This is a genomic window from Erysipelothrix aquatica (assembly GCF_009828775.2).
In the GTDB taxonomy this organism is placed as follows: Bacteria; Bacillota_I; Bacilli_A; order Erysipelotrichales; family Erysipelotrichaceae; genus Erysipelothrix; species Erysipelothrix aquatica.
The window spans coordinates 46,300-63,295 of sequence record NZ_WTSY02000006.1; the positions used below are offsets into that span (position 1 = coordinate 46,300).

Consider the following 16,996-nt stretch of genomic DNA (forward strand, 5'->3'; position numbering starts at 1 on the left):
ATTGCACGTATTGTGCGGGCATCTGGTTCAAGTTTTAAGATTTAATTTGTGATGCGGTTCGCATGCAATAAAAACCTATCAAAAGCCACTGTTTTAAGGCAAACAAGATAAATATTTCTTATATGTGTGCTAGAATAGGGTAAAGAAAGAGGTGCTTTAAATGAGCGAATTGTATAAAACATTAGCAGTCAATGATTCCAAAATGGAAGACGAAACACGTATTGAAGGAGAATGGAAGATTAAGGTTGCGTCTCCTACCTCAAATCAAGCAGGTGCAAACCCTGAGCAATTTATGGGAATGGCATGGGCGACATGTTTAAATAAAACCGTGCAAGCATTGATGAAAGCGCGAAGCTGGGATAATGAGAGTCGCGTTCGTGTAGAGGTAACACTTCATCCACAACCAGAAACCAAAGGTCTTTACTTTGCAATGCGTGCATTTGTGGCAGTTGAAGGATTAGAAATGGATAAAGTTGAACAACTTGCAGAACAAGCACACCGACGTTGCCCTGTTTCAAAATTAATCCAAGCAAATGAACATGTCTTTGTTGAAGTTGAAGCATACTAATTCATAATAATTTAAGAAAAGCGTACCTTGGTACGCTTTTTGTTTGGTATTATTTGGATAAAACACGATTTTGTCGATGCGTCATGTCCATTGAATTTTTAAATGCGTCTTGTGTTGTATCATATCCTGTAATTTCGTAAGTAGAATCAGTACGGCGTTTCAGTTCATCAATCATCAGCTGTGCGACTTGAGGAACTGTAAGCGTAAGCCCTGTGAGTGATGACAGTGTACCCATGAAATCTTGATGTACCACTATATCATCATAATCCATAGCTTCATAAAAGCCTTGAACTAAAGAACTGCGCTGATCTTGATTCCCATCAACACCGATGTAACATACCAATGCAACACTATCCAAACGTTTGCGCTGGGCAGTCCCACAGAACTTGCGTCCGTTGATACTCATATCAGAATTTCCAGGGCAATAAGCGCCAATTATTTCTCCAGTATCAATTGTTTGGGTAATGGGGGATAGAGCATCGCGGATGAACTGATCCAAATAGCGGTAATTATCATACATATTTGCATTTGACTTCAAGACAAGTGACATATTGAGGACACCTGAGTCCGAGACAATGGAGCGCCCTCCCGAATTGCGAACAATTACGGATGTATCATGGTTATGATAGTAAGCGAGCCCTTTTTCAAATGCTGGAATTTTCGTATCGTCCAAACCCATATTGACACCTTCATGCTGGAAGAGGTGCAAAATAAGCGTGTCTTGATCAACGGTGCGAACCGAATAATCGTCCATTGCCGTTGAATGCATCGCATTTTCGGGTTTCCCCAATTCATTAATGATTAAGCCTTTCATCGTATACCTCCATGTAAATAATCATAGTCCTTAAGATGTGATTGGTAAAGATATTTGTTCATACAGAATTCAAAGAAATTAATACGAATTATGCTATAATGCTCCTATGACAGAGGTGAATGATGATACTACTAGAAAATGATATTTTAAAAGTAACGATTAACCCAATGGGAGCTGAGTTACGATCCGTCTACCATAAAGTTAAAGAACGTGAATACATGTGGCGTGGAGATGCCAAGTACTGGGGACGCGTTTCTCCGGTTTTGTTTCCCATCGTTGGACGCGTAAAAGATGGCTTTTATGTTTATGATGGTCAAAAATATGAGCTTTCCCAGCATGGATTCTTACGTGATCAACAGTTTGAGGTTCTTAGCAATGACGCATCCTCAGTAAGTTTCCAATACGAAAGCAAGGGTTCGAAGTTAGCGGTGTATCCGTTTGAACACGCTGTTGTGATTACATACAGTTTAATTGCAGACGTTGTAAGCATTACATGGCAAGTCTTTAATAAAGATACTAAAACAATGTACTACGGCATTGGAGGCCATCCTGCGTTTGCATTGGATGCTGATGGTGATTATGAATTCCGATTCGATGCCCAAAAAGATGTGAGTGAACTGACCTTAACAAAAGGCCATGTTGATCAAGCAATTCCGATGGAAACACTGAATCCAGTTGCAGTAACTTTTGATGCATTTAAAAATGATGCAATCATCTATACGAATGTTGATGCGGTGGAGCTTGTCAATAAACGAAATGGTGATACGGTTCGTGCCGATTTCCCAGGCTTCAATTTTGTGGGACTTTGGACATCCGTTGTTGACGACGCACTCTCACCATTTATCTGCATCGAACCATGGATCGGTATTACCGATAGAATTGATGCAAGTGGCAAACTAGAGGAAAAATATGCAATTGAAGAATTGGAGGCAAATACGGATAAATCGTATAGCTATTCGTTAAGATTTATATGAGACAAAAATTTATGCAATTTATGCGCGGTCGATACGGAACCGATAAGTTAAATACACACTTATTGTATTTTTCGTTGGTACTTGCGCTACTAAGTATGATTTTCAATATTAATTGGCTTATCTTTGTATGGGTAGGGATTATGGCTTTTGTTTATTATCGAATGTTTTCGAAGCAAACGACCAAACGATTCCAAGAGAATCAGGCATATCTCTATTTATGGCATAAGTGGCGTGCGAAGGTTCGTAAAGTAACACAACGCATCAAAGACTTTCCAAAATACAAATATTTAAAGTGTCCTGAATGTAAAACTGAAATGCGCGTACCCCGAGGTCGTGGAAAAATTGAAGTAAAATGTCCAAAATGTGCAACGAAATTCGATGCAAAATCTTAAACTTACCAAAGTTAGTTAATTATTTCACAATGTAAACGCTTTACACAAAGCGTTTATTTTTTTATGTCAAATTATTAGTCAAATAAGCTTGCAAACATTCGCAAGGAACTTGAAACAACGATATACTAACAATGTGAAAGAAATAACAAGGAGGACTTTATGACAGACAAAAAGACAGTCATTGACAATGAGGTAAACGAACTCGTTGCAAAAGGACAGAAAGCATTAGAAGAATTCTTAAAGCTCGATCAAGAACAAATCGACTACATCGTTGCGAAAGCAAGTGTTGCAGGTGTTGACCAACACGGTTACCTTGCACAAGTGGCTATTGAGGAAACAGGCCGTGGTGTATTTGAAGATAAAGCAACTAAAAATATGTTTGCGTGTGAACACGTTATTAACCACATGCGCCATCTAAAAACCGTCGGCATTATCAGCGACGATGATGTAACAGGTATTACAGAAATTGCCGATCCAGTTGGTGTTATCTGTGGTATTACACCGGTAACAAACCCTACTTCAACAGCAATGTTTAAATCATTAATTTCATTAAAAACCCGTAATCCAATTATCTTTTCATTCCACCCATCAGCACAAAGATGTAGTGTTGAAGCAGCGAAAGTTATTCGTGACGCAGCTGTAGCCGCTGGAGCTCCTAAAGATTGCATTCAATGGATCGAACGTGGATCAAAAGAAAAAACAGACGAACTAATGAATCACGAAGGTGTTGCAACAATCTTAGCAACTGGTGGTAACGCCATGGTTCGTGCAGCTTACTCATGTGGTAAACCGGCATTAGGTGTTGGAGCAGGTAACGTTCCAGCATATATTGAAAAAACAGCGGACATTCCACAAGCTGTAAACGATATTGCACTTTCCAAAGCTTTCGATAATGGTATGATCTGCGCATCAGAACAAGCTGTTATCATCGATACGGAAGTTTATGATGAAGCTGTAGAACGTTTCAAAAAATACGGTGTCTACTTCATTAACAAAGAAGAAAAGAAAAAAGTTGAAAAATTCATGTTTGGCGTCGCATCAACGGATAAGAACTATGCTGATGCAGTCTTAAATCCAAATGTTGTTGGTAAAGATGCAACATGGATTGCGGAACAAGCAGGTATTAAAGTCCCTTCAAATACAGTTATTATTGCTGCTGAATGTGCTCAAGTTGGACCTAAAGAAGTCTTGACACGCGAAAAATTGTCACCAGTTCTTGCAGTTCTTAAATCAAAGAGTACAGACGAAGGAATCGCATTAGCACGTCAAATGGTTGAATTTAACGGAATGGGTCACTCTGCAGCGATTCATACGAAATCAAAAGAAATCTCAGAACAATTTGGAGAAGCGATTCCAGCAATCCGTATTATCTGGAATGCACCATCAACATTTGGTGGTATCGGAAATGTTTATAACGACTTTATCCCTTCATTAACACTTGGATGTGGATCATATGGCCATAACTCTGTTGGTGATAACGTGGGTGCCGTACACCTCTTAAACATCAAAAAAGTAGGGAGACGAAATAATAATATGCAATGGTTCAAAGTTCCTCAAAAAATCTATTTCGAACGTAACTCGATTCGTTACCTTCAAGAAATGCGTGATGTGCAACGTGTCTTCATCGTAACTGACAAATCTATGGTCGATCTTGGATTTGCAAACTTAATTACAGAACAATTAAACCTCCGCGCAAACCGTGTTGATATTCAACTCTTTGCTGATGTTGAACCAGATCCTTCAATCGAAACAGTCCGTAAGGGTGTTGAGATGATGAAATCATTCCAACCTGATACGATTATTGCTTTGGGTGGTGGATCACCAATGGATGCTGCGAAAGGTATGTGGATCTTCTACGAACACCCAGATACAGACTTTAATGACCTTAAACAAAAATTCATCGATATCCGTAAACGTGCCTTTAAATATCCAGACTTAGGACAAAAAGCACAAATGGTATGTATTCCTACAACATCAGGAACAGGTAGTGAAGTAACACCGTTCGCGGTTATTACTGACAAAGTGGCAAACAAAAAATACCCACTTGCAGACTACTCAATGGTGCCAAACGTTGCGATCGTTGACCCAATCTTTACGACAAACCTTCCAGCATCTGTTACTGCAGATACAGGACTTGATGTCTTGACGCATGCTACAGAAGCATTTGTATCAAACTTTGCAAACGATTATACAGATGGACTTTGCATTCAAGCGGTTAAGATGGTATTTGAATACCTCGAACGTTGTGTTCATGATGGTAAAAATGACTTAATTGCCCGTGAAAAAATGCATAATGCATCAACAATGGCTGGTATGGCATTTGCGAACGCATTCTTAGGAATGAACCACTCATTGGCTCACAAAATCGGAGGACGTTTCCACGTACCTCATGGACGTATCAACGCAATCTTGATGCCACATGTAATTCGTTATAACGGAACCCATCCAGAAAAACCATCATTATGGCCAAAATATAATGTCTACCGTGCCCACGAACGTTATGCAGAACTTGCACGAATCTTAGGATTAAAAGCTGATACTGTTGAAGAAGGTGTTGAAAGCTATGCTCAAGCATGCCACGACCTCGCAGTTCGTTGTGGTGTAACAATGAATCTTAAAGCACAAGGTGTTGATGAGAAAGAATTCCTCAAATACGAAAAAGAAATTGCTTACCTTGCTTATGAAGACCAATGTTCACCATGTAACCCACGTCTTCCAATGGTTGAAGATATGCGTGCAATCTTAAAACAAGCATACTACGGCGAATAGTTAATCAAACATAAAACACGATGATTCTGTCATCGTGTTTTTAATTGGTTTGAAACAATTCATATTCATTTTCTGAAAACTGTTGCAACAATCCTTTAACATGCTATAATCACTGTAATAAATATCAAAAAGGAGGATATTATGAAGAAACTAAACCAAGATAACGAAGCAGAATTGAGAGCTTTCTTAGCCGTTGAACCTCACTATAATCTCTTCCTCATCGGTGACTTAGATGCTTTTGGATTTGATGATACGATTCAAACATATTATGGTGATTATAAAGATGGGGAACTTGTTGGAGTGATCTTCCGTTTTCGAGACGATTCAATCCACATCTATGCTACAGAGATTCAAGAGTCACTGATTGTAATGATCGACAAATTATTTAAAGACTTACCCTTTAAACGAATCATGGTTACAAAGCCAACCATGGACTTATTGGGCGACCATATTTTGCCTTATATTCAAGAACCTCGCCCGACAACCATGTCTGTTTATACACCGAATGATTTTGATGTAGATACATATTCAGTTCAAAGGTTGGATGCGACATTCGCAGCACAAATTGCGCATATCGAAACACTGGCATTTGCGAGTGAAGAAAGTCGTGATGTCGATCGTATTCGAACCGGCATTGAATCCGGTGAACGAGTTGTCTACGGGTTTGTGGAAGATGGCAATGTTGTGACAGTGGCAAGCTATGTTGCACAGACAGAATTCAGTGCGATGATTGTTGGTGTCGCAACTTTAGAAGATGCTCGCAAAAAAGGTTATGCTACTCAAGTTGTCAAAAAGTTAAGTGATGACTTGTATGCAGCTGGGAAACAAGGCGTGCTCTTCTACGATAACCCCAATGCCGCTCGAATTTATGAAAAAATGGGATATGCGCCTTTAACACAGTATTTTATGAACGATGTGAAACGTTAGTCTTATATCTATTGCCACTTTCATGTATAATGAAAATAGATGATGTCAGGAGGACAATAGATGGCAACACCACATATTAATGCAGAGCAAGGACAAATCGCAAAAGTAGTACTTATGCCAGGAGATCCATTACGTGCAAAGTTTATTGCAGAAACTTTCTTAAAGGATGTAAAGCAATTTAACGAAGTTCGTAATATGTTTGGATATACAGGAACTTACAATGGGGTAGAAGTATCTGTCATGGGTTCAGGAATGGGACAACCAAGTATTGGTATCTATTCCTATGAACTTTATACACAATTTGGCGTTGAAGCAATCATTCGTATTGGTTCAGCAGGTTCATACAAAGAAGGACTCAATGTTTATGATGTAATCATGGCAGACAGTGCGTACAGTGAGTCTAGTTTTGCGAAAGTCGCTTTTGGTTACGAAGAGGATACTTTGAAACCAAGTGCAAAAGTTAACGAATCATTGCGCGCAAGTGCCGTTAAACTTGGAATTCCAATGCAAGAAGATCGTGTACACTCAAGTGATGTATTCTACCGTGACTCTGGTGAAACATGGCAAGAACTTCGTGATAACCACGGTGTATCATGTGTTGAAATGGAATCATTCGCATTATTTGCAAATGCACAAAAATTAGGAAAACATGCAGCATGTATCCTAACAATTTCAGATTCATTTGTAACATCCGAAGTTACCTCAGCTGAAGAACGACAATTGTCATTTACTAAAATGATGGAAATTGCGTTGGATACAGCATCAACTATTACATTCTAAGAGTAGCGTAAGCCACTCTTTTTTTGTTTCAGTGTTGAGTATTTTATGTACCTCCTATATTATAGAAATACAAGGAGGTACAACCGATGGACTTAACACCTGCAATTATCGCTAGCATAATCTTAATGGTCACAGGTATTTTTCTCGCACTCATCGTGAGTACCTTTACAGTACCTGAACACAGTAAATTTCGTAAAGTACAATATGGAGTCTACATTGTAGCCGGATTGCTTCTTACAAATCTCGGGCTTACAATCCTTTTTTTAGATGTATCGAACCGCCTAAAACTTGCTGATATCATGTTTATGACGGTTGGAATGTTTGTGGTAGGATACAATGTCAGGAGCCTGATGAAAGCTTTTAAAAAGTAACATCGCTGTTGAGTTTAACTCAATTGATTTTTAAAAGGATAATAATGCACATCCATCCAAAACAATTCATCAAAAGTGACAAAAAACACACAATACATTATAATAAATGTATCAATACAGAGATGGTGCGTGCATCATATCTTTAAAATGAATGCACCACTTGTCATAGGAGGGAAACATGACAAAAAATGGGAAATTTGTTTTGAAATCGCTTCTCATGAAGGGATTAGCGATTGTTAGTGTTATCGGTGTTGGACTTTACACTTCACCCTATAGTGTAGTCTTTGCAGAAACAACAAAGAAGGAAAATAGTGTCTTTGGAATGTCTTCGGGTCAATTTACGTCAATACTTTTAGTGGTTATTGGTTTTGGTCTCCTCATGTATTTACTTGATCGATCAGCGCGCCGTAATGATGAAATCGATCGCAGTGAAGAAGAGATTAGCCGCAGCAAACAAGATAAAATGTAAGTTTAAGAAGGATTAAAAAGCTCTTTGGCTCTAGAATGATAAAGCGAAGAGTTTTTTATTAAAAGATATTGCGTTAAAAAGCCACTTAAACGGGGTTATTGCTAACTTCATAAAACAGATGTATTCGTAAATAATATTAAAATTTTGTGAATTGTGCAAAGTTCTTTTGCATTATAGCGTAGATAGATTATAATTAGAGTATCCTTAAGTAGGGTACGAGACGCGAACACAACCCCCCCGTGTTCGCGTTTTTGTGTGCGTATTTTGATTTTGATTACAAATGTAAACTATTTGAAGTCAATCTCTTGCAATTCCCAAAAAACAATGATAGACTACAAATGTAAACGATATAAAACCAAGGAGGATTTACCATGGAAAAAGAATTTAAAGTAACAGGAATGACATGCGGAGGATGTGTCCGACACGTAACACATGCTGTACAAGATATTACGGGAGTTGAAACAGTCGATGTCGATCTTGCATCAGGCATTGCGAAAGTTAAAGCCGATGCGTCTGTTACCGATGCACAAATCATTGCAGCTATAAATGAAAGTGGTTATTCAGCACAATAATCCACCATCTTGGAGGAAAGACTATGAGTACTAAAACATATGAAATAACAGGGATGACGTGTTCTTCATGCCAGCTACACGTTGAAAAAGCAATTTCAAAGGTTGCAGGTGTTGAGGCGGTCGATGTAAACCTGGTAACAAATAAAGCATCAGTGACCATGAGTGATGATGTTTTAGAAGCAGCCATTATCAAAGCTGTCGAAGACAGTGGCTATGGTGTTGCTGAAGAAGTATTAACGAAAAGTGTAGACCTAAAAATTACAGATATGACATGTTCATCATGTGTTGCGAACGTTGAAGGTGCACTGAGTGCGGTTCCGGGAATTGAAAAAGCAACCGTGAATCTACTTATGGAACGTGCTCACATTGAATATGATCCCAATCAAGTAAAGCTTTTCGATATTATTGAAACAATCAAAGGCCAAGGCTATGGTGCGGTTCGCATGGAAGATGTGATTGAAGATGACGACACTCTCATTAAAGCACAACGTAAAGAACGTCGTGGGGTTATTGTTGGGTTAATATTAGGTGCGATTATGCTCTACATAACAATGGGGCAAATGTTCTCAATAAAATTACCACAGCCTGCATTCGTCGATATGATGAAAAATCCATTAAGCTATACCTTATTCCAATGGGCAATCACAATTCCTGTCGTATGGGTTAACCGTGGTTACTTTATTCGTGGATTTAAAACATTAATGAAACGTTCTCCAAATATGGATACCTTGGTAGCCATTGGAACAGGGGCAGCCATTGTCTACAGTTTCTATGGAACCGCTCGTATCTTCATGGGTGATGCAAGTTATGCTCACCATCTATACCTAGAAACAGCCGTTGTTATTTTAGCGCTCATAAGTCTTGGTAAATACTTCGAATCCATGAGTAAAGCAAAAACTTCATCTGCTATCAAAGCGCTTCTAAATTTGAAACCTGCAACAGCGATTCTCTTGCGAGATGGCGTTGAGGTCGAGATTGATAGTGACGAAATTAGTATTGGTGATCACTTAGTCGTGAAACCAGGATCATCGATTCCAATGGATGGAATTGTTGTTGAAGGACACAGTAGTGTCGATGAAGCGATGTTAACTGGTGAAAGTATGCCAGTTGATAAAACTGTTGGTGACAATGTTGTAATGGGAACCATGAATATAAATGGACGAATGATCGTTGAAGCAACTGTAAGTAATGAAGATACCGCACTTGCGAAAATCGTCAAACTTGTAGAGAATGCTCAAAACGAAAAAGCACCGATATCGAAAATGGTCGATAAGGTGTCTGGTATATTTGTGCCAATCGTTATTGGAATCGCAATTATTTCTGGAGTGTTTTGGTATTTCTATTCTGGTGATGTTGAATTAAGTATGACTGTATTTGTAACAGTACTAGTTATCGCATGTCCATGTGCATTAGGATTAGCAACCCCAACCGCAATTATGGTTGGAACGGGTGTTGGTGCACAAAATGGTATCTTCATCAAATCAGCAGAATCATTAGAAGAGGCATCTCATATTCATACAGTTGTCTTTGATAAGACAGGAACATTAACATATGGTGAACCAGTGGTGACAGATATCGTGTCTCATGACCTTGATGATGCAACCTTGATGACCATTGTTGGATCAATCGAACGCATGTCAGAGCATCCTTTAGCACAAGCATTAGTCAAAGGTGCAGAAGACCTCAATGTTGTCTATGATGATATCGAAGGCTTTGAGGCGTTGGTTGGTCGTGGGGTGCAAGGTTTCTATCAAGGGAAACCACTCTATATTGGAAATGAAAAATTAATGCGTGAGCAAGCCAATGATATGTCCGCTTATCAAAATGACGTCAATACATTTGCGAAGTCTGGAAAGACAGCCATGATTGTATCGTTAGATCATCGAGTTGTCGGTGTTGTTGCCGTTGCGGATACGATTAAAGATGAAGCAATTGAAACAGTTGCAGCGTTACAAAAAATGGGACTTGATGTAGTGATGATGACAGGTGACCATAAAGATACGGCAAAAGCAATCGCCGATCAAATTGGTATCTCTCATGTTTTAGCGGAAGTTTTACCCGATGAAAAAGCATCCAACATTAAACGCCTTCAAGAAGGCGGAGAAAAAGTAATGATGGTCGGTGATGGAATCAACGATGCCATTGCACTTGTTCAAAGTGATGTAGGAATTGCTGTTGGAACGGGAACAGATGTTGCGATTGAATCTGCTAAAGTTGTTCTGATGCGTGATAACATCAAGGACGTCGCAAATGCGATTGCTTTAAGTAAAGCGACAATGCGCAATATTAAACAAAACTTGTTCTGGGCATTTGCTTATAACGTTGTAGGGATTCCATTCGCAATGGGACTCTTCAAACTTCTCTTCAACGGACCGTTATTAGATCCAATGATTGCTGGAGCAGCGATGGCATTCTCATCCGTGTCTGTTGTTACAAATGCACTGCGCCTTCGCAAATTCAAAGTGAAGCATTAAGCACATTTCAAAATGCTTTCATTGAAAATTGTGTCATAAAAACGTACAATGGCACTAAGAGGTGTTTGAATGAAACATATAATTTTTGTAAAAGGATTAACAACTGAAGAAGATCGTCAGAAAGTACAATACGAACTCGAAAATACACGTATTGAATTCACAATCAGCACAGCGACAAGTAGTGTCACGGTAAGTGGCTCAAACGATGTCATTCACAGTGCAAAACAAGCAATAATCCAAGCAGGTTATGTTATACAATAGCCTGCTTTTTTTCTGTGATATAATAGATACACGAGGTGATTTCATGGAACCATTTGATTTGGCTATCATTGATAAAGCTGCAGAACGTCTCTTTGAAATCGAGACGTTACTTCAAAAACCGGCATACCGCTTAAATGCAATTACCTATACGGTTTCGTCACAGCATGTGAAAGCCAAGAACATTATTAAGATTTTAAAAGTTGAAGTGGAAACATTAATGCCGCTGTTGGAAGCTGTCGAGACAGAATTTGAACGGTGTCATTATGCGAATGCGCTAACGTATCAATACGATGCAAGCTATCGCATTCTTCAACGGTTTGATGCAACAACAATTAATCATACCAAACGGCAAATTTATAAAGCAGTTTATGGTATTGAAGCGGTATTTGCCCGTCTCTATCGAATCTTGACAATGATCGAACAAGATATTGTCGTCAATCATACCGCTTAGCGGTATTTTTTTGTGATGGAAATGAAACTTTTCGCAATCAATCAAAATATAGGTGACAAATTATAAGACTATTGTGAAAACGAGAACAAGAGATGTTGATATCATTGTTTATCCAGTGTTTATTTGCTATAATAGTCAACGTATATAAGGAGGCAATTATGACAAAAAGAACTGTCACAGATTTGGATGTTGCTGGCAAACGTGTCATTGTACGTGTAGACTTTAACGTTCCGTTAAAAGATGGCGTCATTACAGACGACAACCGTATCAATGGTGCATTACCAACAATCAAATACTTGGTAGAAAATAACGCAAAAGTTATTCTTATGTCACACTTGGGGAAAGTAAACCATAAGGACGCTGAAAAAACAGAAGCTGACAAAGCTAAAAACAACATGGCTCCAGTAGCGACACGCTTACAAGAGTTAATGCCTGAAACAAACGTTACTTTTGTTCCTGTAACACGCGGAATCGAATTAGAAGAAGCTGTTGCAGCAATGAACGATGGTGACATTGTATTAATGCAAAACACACGCTATGAAGCAGGTGAAAGCAAAAATGATGACAATCTTGCAACGTACTGGGCTGGATTGGGTGATCTCTTTGTAACAGATGCATTTGGATCTGTACACCGTGCTCACGCATCAACTGTAGGTATTGCAAATCACTTACCTTCAGCACTTGGATTCCTTGTGGAAAAAGAAGTTAAATTCTTAACAGAAGCAATCTATGCACCAAAACGCCCATTCGTAGCGATTTTAGGTGGAGCTAAAGTTAGCGATAAGATCAATGTTATTGAAAACTTGCTTGATGTTGCAGATAAAGTTATCGTTGGTGGTGGAATGGCTTATACATTCTACAAAGCAATGGGACGCGAAATCGGAACATCACTTGTTGAAATGGATCGTATTGATATTGCGAAAGCAGTTATGGAAAAAGCTGGAGACAAATTGATTCTCCCAGTTGACACAGTCGTTGCCGCTGAATTTGCACCCGATGCAACACCAGTTGTTGTATCAGCAGATGCTATTCCAGCAGATATGATGGGGCTCGATATCGGACCGAAATCAATCGAACTATTCAAAAATGAATTACAAGGCGCTAAAACAGTAGTATGGAATGGACCAATGGGAGTCTTCGAATTCGAAGCATTCGCAAATGGAACATTAGAAGTATGTAAAGCAATTACAGAACTTCCAGAAGTCTTAAGTGTTATCGGTGGTGGTGATTCAGCTGCCGCAGCTATTCAATTAGGATTTAAAGACCAAATTACTCACATCTCAACAGGTGGTGGTGCAAGCTTGGAATTTATGGAAGGAAAAGAATTGCCAGGAATTGCTGCAATTCAGGATAAATAAAAAATGAGAAAACCAATTATCTTCGGAAACTGGAAAATGAACAAAACAAATGCACAAGCACAATCATTCTTTGATGGTGTTGATGCATTCGCAACAGACAAAGCTGACTTTGGTGTTGCAGTACCTTTCACAGCATTACACACATCTGTAAATGCTGCGAAAAACATTCACGTTGCTGCTGAAAACGTACACTGGGCACCAAACGGCGCTTACACTGGTGAAGTTTCAGTTGAAATGTTGAAAGAAATCGGTGTTAAATGGGTTGTTTTAGGACACTCAGAACGTCGTCAATACTTCAACGAAACAGATGAAGAAGTCAATAAAAAAGCTGCAGTTGTTATTGAAGCTGGAATGACACCAATCATCTGTGTTGGAGAAACATTGTTCGAATTTGAAGCTGGTAAAACAGAATCAGTAGTTCGTAAACAAGTTGCTGGTACATTAGCTGGATTAGCTCCAGAAGCTGTATCAAACTTAGTAATCGCTTATGAACCAGTTTGGGCTATTGGTACAGGTAAGAGTGCAACAATTGAAATTGCACAAGATACATGTGCATTAGTTCGTGATGAAGTTCGTAACATCTTCGGTGATGATGTTGCAAGCAAAGTACGTGTACAATACGGTGGATCTGTAAAACCAGATAACATTGCAGAATACATGTCACAAGAAGACATTGATGGTGCTTTAATTGGTGGTGCTTCATTAGAAGTTGACTCATTCAAAGCAATCATTGATGCAATTAAGTAATTAGATAATCAATATAGAGGAGGACATATTAATATGCCATTTATTATCGATATCCACGCACGTGAAATTTTAGACTCACGTGGTAACCCAACAATTGAAGTTGAAGTAGCAACAGATTCAGGTGCTTTCGGACGCGCTATGGTACCATCAGGTGCATCAACAGGTGAACGTGAAGCATTAGAACTTCGTGACGGAGACAAATCACGTTACGACGGAAAAGGTGTTTTAAAAGCAGTTGAAAACGTAAACGAAATTATTGCTGACGCATTAATCGGATTTGACGTTACAGACCAAAACTTACTTGACTTAACAATGATCGAATTAGACGGTACAAAAGACAAGTCAAAACTTGGAGCAAACGCTATCTTAGGTGTATCAATGGCTGCTGCACATGCTGCTGCTGATTTCTATGGAATGCCACTTTACAAATACTTAGGTGGATTCAATGGAAAAGAACTACCAGTTCCAATGATGAACGTTATCAATGGTGGATCACACGCTGACTCATCTGTTGATTTCCAAGAATTCATGATTATGCCAATTAGCGCAAAAAATATCAAAGAAGCAATCCAAATGGGAGCAGAAACATTCCACGCTCTTAAATCAGTTCTTAAAGCTAAAGGTCATGTTACAGCTGTTGGGGACGAAGGTGGATTTGCACCAAACTTAGCATCAAACGAAGAACCATTAGAAGTTATCGTTGAAGCTATCAAAAAAGCTGGATACGTACCAGGAACAGACATTGTCTTAGCAATGGACGTTGCTGCTTCAGAATTCTACGACACAGAAAAAGGTGTTTACGTATTAAGCAAATCAGGTGGAGCAGTCTTAACATCTGATGAAATGATCGATATGTACGAAGGATTTATTGAAAAATACCCAATCGTATCAATCGAAGATGGACTTGGAGAACGTGACTGGGATGGATGGAAACGTCTAACAGACCGTATCGGAGACCGTGTACAAATCGTTGGTGACGACTTATTTGTAACAAACCCATCAATCCTTGCAGAAGGAATCGAAAAAGGAATTGGAAACTCAATTCTTATCAAAGTTAACCAAATTGGTACTTTAACAGAAACATTTGACGCTATGGAAATGGCTAAACGTGCAGGATATACATCAGTAGTTTCACACCGTTCAGGAGAAACAGAAGATGCAACAATCGCTGACATCGCAGTAGCATTCAACGCAGGTCAAATCAAAACAGGATCAATGTCACGTACAGACCGTTTAGCAAAATACAACCAATTAATCCGTATTGAGGAAGAATTGGGAGCAGCTGCTAAATACTCAGGTGCAAAAACATTCTTCAACATCAAAAAATAATTGATGTATCAAAAGGGCATCCGAAAGGATGTCTTTTTTTTGAGTTCAGAAATAAAAATATTGTATTTGAATCATTGCTTTGATGTGAGTATAATAACACTAGTAAACAGGGGGAATGGAATATGAAATTGAAACTCGATAAGAAATATGTTGGTGAACTGCAGGCGACATACGGTACACCAGGTGTTAGCTCAAATGTTGTTTATGCAATTCAACAAAAGGCATTTGCGATAACACCATCACCAAAAATTATTCTCTTAGAGCCATCGGTGGTAATTATTATTAGTTTGAATGCATTTTCACTTAAAGTTGCCAGCGTGGAAACTTATAGACTTGACGGAAATACGACATTAATTGCGAAACGTGGTATCTTGTATTATAAGTTGAAAATCAAAGTGAATGGTAAAAAAGTTTTTAAAGCCAATGTGCTTAAAAATGTAATGGGACTTAATGATATTCAAAAACCGGGTGTTCAAGCACTTCTAAAATACTAAAAACACGTTTATCGTGTTTTTAGTATAACAGTAATGTTAGGTGGGAGTTAAAGCAACATGCTATAATTGAAAAAAAGTTAGGAGCATCGATGAAAAAGAATCTAAGGCGACTTATTATCGCACTAATTATTATAATTTTGATTTTTAGTTTAAATATGATTATGAATAAGAGCATGAATACCGAGTTTAAGGCATTGAGCAGTACGAATCAGGAACTTATTCAAAACTATTTTAAACTTCAACGTAGCGAGGCCGAAGACCCTATTTGGGATGACTTTAACCTAACAGAAAAACCAGTTATCTTCGTCGATAAGTCAGCGTGGTTTAACAATGCCTACGGCTTTAACATGAATGATCTCCAAGGACTGAATCAAGTTGGGACGCAATCAATCACGACTTTAGAGGGAACCCTTCGCCGATTTGCGAGTTTGAATCCGTCAACTTGGTTTCTAAATCTTTCAATCGGAAATTTCCCCTCTTTTGATACACACCATACGGTAGATCGTTATCGCGATGTCTTCTACATTAAGTATACATCCGGTGATATTGCAATTCAAAACTCAGAACCGAATCGTTATCCGACATCATTCTTTATGCATGAATTTACGCATTATACGATTCAACGCAATTGGCCCGATGGATCAAACGGACTTCCTTCATTCGAAGTGCCTCTAAATGCGGAGGGTGTTGCACTTGCCTTTTTACAATATCATATCTATGATGCGATGATTACCGCGCTTAATAGAAACCTAGACAAAGCGGTATTAGAACAGTTAATTATGGATTGGGCAGTAATTCGAGAAGCAAGAGCTCAAAATAATGCGAATTTTGTAGCGAGTGAGAGTTATAAGTTAACACTTGAAGGCGTTGCAACGTATATTGACCGCCACGCCGCGTTGCGAATTGGTCAAAAATATGAATATTTAACGGATGCAGCAGGCAATGAGTCGCATTTTGCAAAAGTAATTGAATTTGTGGATCAAGGTAAAATGGATCCAAGTTTTATTGCGAATGGTGCAATGTATTATCTTGGTTCAGTTCTTGGTGATGTCTTGGATAAAGTCTATCCAGAATGGCAACGCGAGTTAAATACTATGACTATCGATAATCCAATAACACTTTATGACCAATTGCACGCTTACGCACAATCGAGTGAAATGAAAGGAAGGTCGCTTTCAGAGCTAAAGTCCATGTATGATTACGATACGATCCTTGAAATAGCTTACAAGGTAACGCAATAACTTAA

The 16,996-nt window shown here is 38.7% G+C and carries 18 protein-coding genes; 17 read left to right on the top strand and 1 reads right to left on the bottom strand.

The window, feature by feature from the left end; all coding sequences use genetic code 11:
* Positions 1-160 precede the first annotated feature (160 nt).
* Complete coding sequence (locus GVV20_RS02965) at positions 161-568, top strand: OsmC family protein (protein ID WP_159741092.1); 408 nt, start codon at positions 161-163, stop codon at positions 566-568.
* 49 nt (positions 569-617) lie between these two features.
* Here GVV20_RS02965 and GVV20_RS02970 read toward each other — a convergent pair whose 3' ends face one another.
* On the bottom strand, positions 618-1,382 hold the full coding sequence (locus tag GVV20_RS02970; RefSeq protein ID WP_159741093.1) for a lipoyl protein ligase domain-containing protein: 765 nt from the start codon (positions 1,380-1,382) through the stop codon (positions 618-620).
* A gap of 122 nt (positions 1,383-1,504) precedes the next feature.
* Here GVV20_RS02970 and GVV20_RS02975 point away from each other — a divergent pair, with 122 nt between their 5' ends.
* The 16 genes from GVV20_RS02975 to GVV20_RS03050 all read left to right on the top strand — a co-directional run bounded on the left by GVV20_RS02975 (position 1,505) and on the right by GVV20_RS03050 (position 16,991).
* Positions 1,505-2,356 (top strand): aldose 1-epimerase family protein, encoded by an 852-nt coding sequence (locus tag GVV20_RS02975; RefSeq protein WP_250690169.1) that lies wholly within the window; start codon positions 1,505-1,507, stop codon positions 2,354-2,356.
* Positions 2,353-2,748 (top strand): MJ0042-type zinc finger domain-containing protein, encoded by a 396-nt coding sequence (locus tag GVV20_RS02980; protein ID WP_159741095.1) that lies wholly within the window; start codon positions 2,353-2,355, stop codon positions 2,746-2,748. The genes GVV20_RS02975 and GVV20_RS02980 overlap by 4 nt, the downstream gene beginning before the upstream one ends.
* 159 nt (positions 2,749-2,907) lie before the next feature.
* Entirely contained in the window at positions 2,908-5,517 is a 2,610-nt protein-coding gene (adhE, locus tag GVV20_RS02985) for a bifunctional acetaldehyde-CoA/alcohol dehydrogenase (RefSeq protein ID WP_159741096.1), read from the top strand.
* Positions 5,518-5,658: 141 nt separating this feature from the next.
* Positions 5,659-6,444, top strand: a complete 786-nt coding sequence (locus GVV20_RS02990) for a GNAT family N-acetyltransferase (protein WP_159741097.1) — start codon at positions 5,659-5,661, stop codon at positions 6,442-6,444.
* 60 nt (positions 6,445-6,504) lie between these two features.
* Complete coding sequence (gene deoD / locus GVV20_RS02995) at positions 6,505-7,224, top strand: purine-nucleoside phosphorylase (RefSeq protein ID WP_159639186.1); 720 nt, start codon at positions 6,505-6,507, stop codon at positions 7,222-7,224.
* A gap of 86 nt (positions 7,225-7,310) precedes the next feature.
* On the top strand, positions 7,311-7,595 hold the full coding sequence (locus GVV20_RS03000; RefSeq protein ID WP_159741098.1) for a hypothetical protein: 285 nt from the start codon (positions 7,311-7,313) through the stop codon (positions 7,593-7,595).
* A 178-nt stretch (positions 7,596-7,773) separates the two neighbouring features.
* Positions 7,774-8,064 (top strand): hypothetical protein, encoded by a 291-nt coding sequence (locus GVV20_RS03005; protein ID WP_159741099.1) that lies wholly within the window; start codon positions 7,774-7,776, stop codon positions 8,062-8,064.
* A 371-nt stretch (positions 8,065-8,435) separates the two neighbouring features.
* The gene (locus GVV20_RS03010; protein WP_159741100.1) at positions 8,436-8,636 is read left to right on the top strand and encodes a heavy-metal-associated domain-containing protein; all 201 of its coding nucleotides are present in this window, start codon (positions 8,436-8,438) and stop codon (positions 8,634-8,636) included.
* Positions 8,637-8,659: 23 nt separating this feature from the next.
* Positions 8,660-11,110 (top strand): heavy metal translocating P-type ATPase, encoded by a 2,451-nt coding sequence (locus tag GVV20_RS03015; protein ID WP_159741101.1) that lies wholly within the window; start codon positions 8,660-8,662, stop codon positions 11,108-11,110.
* A gap of 69 nt (positions 11,111-11,179) precedes the next feature.
* Positions 11,180-11,371 (top strand): copper chaperone, encoded by a 192-nt coding sequence (locus tag GVV20_RS03020; protein WP_159649366.1) that lies wholly within the window; start codon positions 11,180-11,182, stop codon positions 11,369-11,371.
* Positions 11,372-11,414: 43 nt separating this feature from the next.
* Complete coding sequence (locus GVV20_RS03025) at positions 11,415-11,822, top strand: hypothetical protein (protein WP_159741102.1); 408 nt, start codon at positions 11,415-11,417, stop codon at positions 11,820-11,822.
* 158 nt (positions 11,823-11,980) lie between these two features.
* Entirely contained in the window at positions 11,981-13,180 is a 1,200-nt protein-coding gene (locus GVV20_RS03030) for a phosphoglycerate kinase (RefSeq protein WP_159812791.1), read from the top strand.
* Between the two features lie 3 nt (positions 13,181-13,183).
* A complete protein-coding gene (gene tpiA, locus GVV20_RS03035; protein WP_159812793.1) occupies positions 13,184-13,927 on the top strand; it encodes a triose-phosphate isomerase in 744 nt (247 codons plus the stop codon).
* A 33-nt stretch (positions 13,928-13,960) separates the two neighbouring features.
* Positions 13,961-15,256 carry a phosphopyruvate hydratase gene (gene eno, locus GVV20_RS03040; protein ID WP_159812795.1) on the top strand — a complete coding sequence of 432 codons (1,296 nt, stop codon included), beginning with the start codon at positions 13,961-13,963 and terminating at the stop codon, positions 15,254-15,256.
* Between the two features lie 122 nt (positions 15,257-15,378).
* On the top strand, positions 15,379-15,750 hold the full coding sequence (locus GVV20_RS03045; protein ID WP_159740873.1) for a hypothetical protein: 372 nt from the start codon (positions 15,379-15,381) through the stop codon (positions 15,748-15,750).
* 89 nt (positions 15,751-15,839) lie between these two features.
* On the top strand, positions 15,840-16,991 hold the full coding sequence (locus GVV20_RS03050) for a hypothetical protein (protein WP_159740874.1): 1,152 nt from the start codon (positions 15,840-15,842) through the stop codon (positions 16,989-16,991).
* The last annotated feature ends 5 nt before the right edge of the window (positions 16,992-16,996 follow it).

Coding starts and splice junctions, on each gene's coding strand:
- GVV20_RS03015 (WP_159741101.1), top strand. CDS start 8,660: ATGAGTACTAAAACATATGAAATAACAGGGATGACGTGTTCTTCATGC.
- GVV20_RS03020 (WP_159649366.1), top strand. CDS start 11,180: ATGAAACATATAATTTTTGTAAAAGGATTAACAACTGAAGAAGATCGT.
- GVV20_RS03010 (WP_159741100.1), top strand. CDS start 8,436: ATGGAAAAAGAATTTAAAGTAACAGGAATGACATGCGGAGGATGTGTC.
- GVV20_RS03000 (WP_159741098.1), top strand. CDS start 7,311: ATGGACTTAACACCTGCAATTATCGCTAGCATAATCTTAATGGTCACA.
- GVV20_RS02970 (WP_159741093.1), bottom strand. CDS start 1,382: ATGAAAGGCTTAATCATTAATGAATTGGGGAAACCCGAAAATGCGATG.
- adhE (WP_159741096.1), top strand. CDS start 2,908: ATGACAGACAAAAAGACAGTCATTGACAATGAGGTAAACGAACTCGTT.
- eno (WP_159812795.1), top strand. CDS start 13,961: ATGCCATTTATTATCGATATCCACGCACGTGAAATTTTAGACTCACGT.
- GVV20_RS02975 (WP_250690169.1), top strand. CDS start 1,505: ATGATACTACTAGAAAATGATATTTTAAAAGTAACGATTAACCCAATG.
- GVV20_RS03005 (WP_159741099.1), top strand. CDS start 7,774: ATGACAAAAAATGGGAAATTTGTTTTGAAATCGCTTCTCATGAAGGGA.
- GVV20_RS02980 (WP_159741095.1), top strand. CDS start 2,353: ATGAGACAAAAATTTATGCAATTTATGCGCGGTCGATACGGAACCGAT.
- tpiA (WP_159812793.1), top strand. CDS start 13,184: ATGAGAAAACCAATTATCTTCGGAAACTGGAAAATGAACAAAACAAAT.
- GVV20_RS03025 (WP_159741102.1), top strand. CDS start 11,415: ATGGAACCATTTGATTTGGCTATCATTGATAAAGCTGCAGAACGTCTC.
- GVV20_RS02965 (WP_159741092.1), top strand. CDS start 161: ATGAGCGAATTGTATAAAACATTAGCAGTCAATGATTCCAAAATGGAA.
- GVV20_RS03030 (WP_159812791.1), top strand. CDS start 11,981: ATGACAAAAAGAACTGTCACAGATTTGGATGTTGCTGGCAAACGTGTC.
- GVV20_RS02990 (WP_159741097.1), top strand. CDS start 5,659: ATGAAGAAACTAAACCAAGATAACGAAGCAGAATTGAGAGCTTTCTTA.
- GVV20_RS03045 (WP_159740873.1), top strand. CDS start 15,379: ATGAAATTGAAACTCGATAAGAAATATGTTGGTGAACTGCAGGCGACA.
- deoD (WP_159639186.1), top strand. CDS start 6,505: ATGGCAACACCACATATTAATGCAGAGCAAGGACAAATCGCAAAAGTA.
- GVV20_RS03050 (WP_159740874.1), top strand. CDS start 15,840: ATGAAAAAGAATCTAAGGCGACTTATTATCGCACTAATTATTATAATT.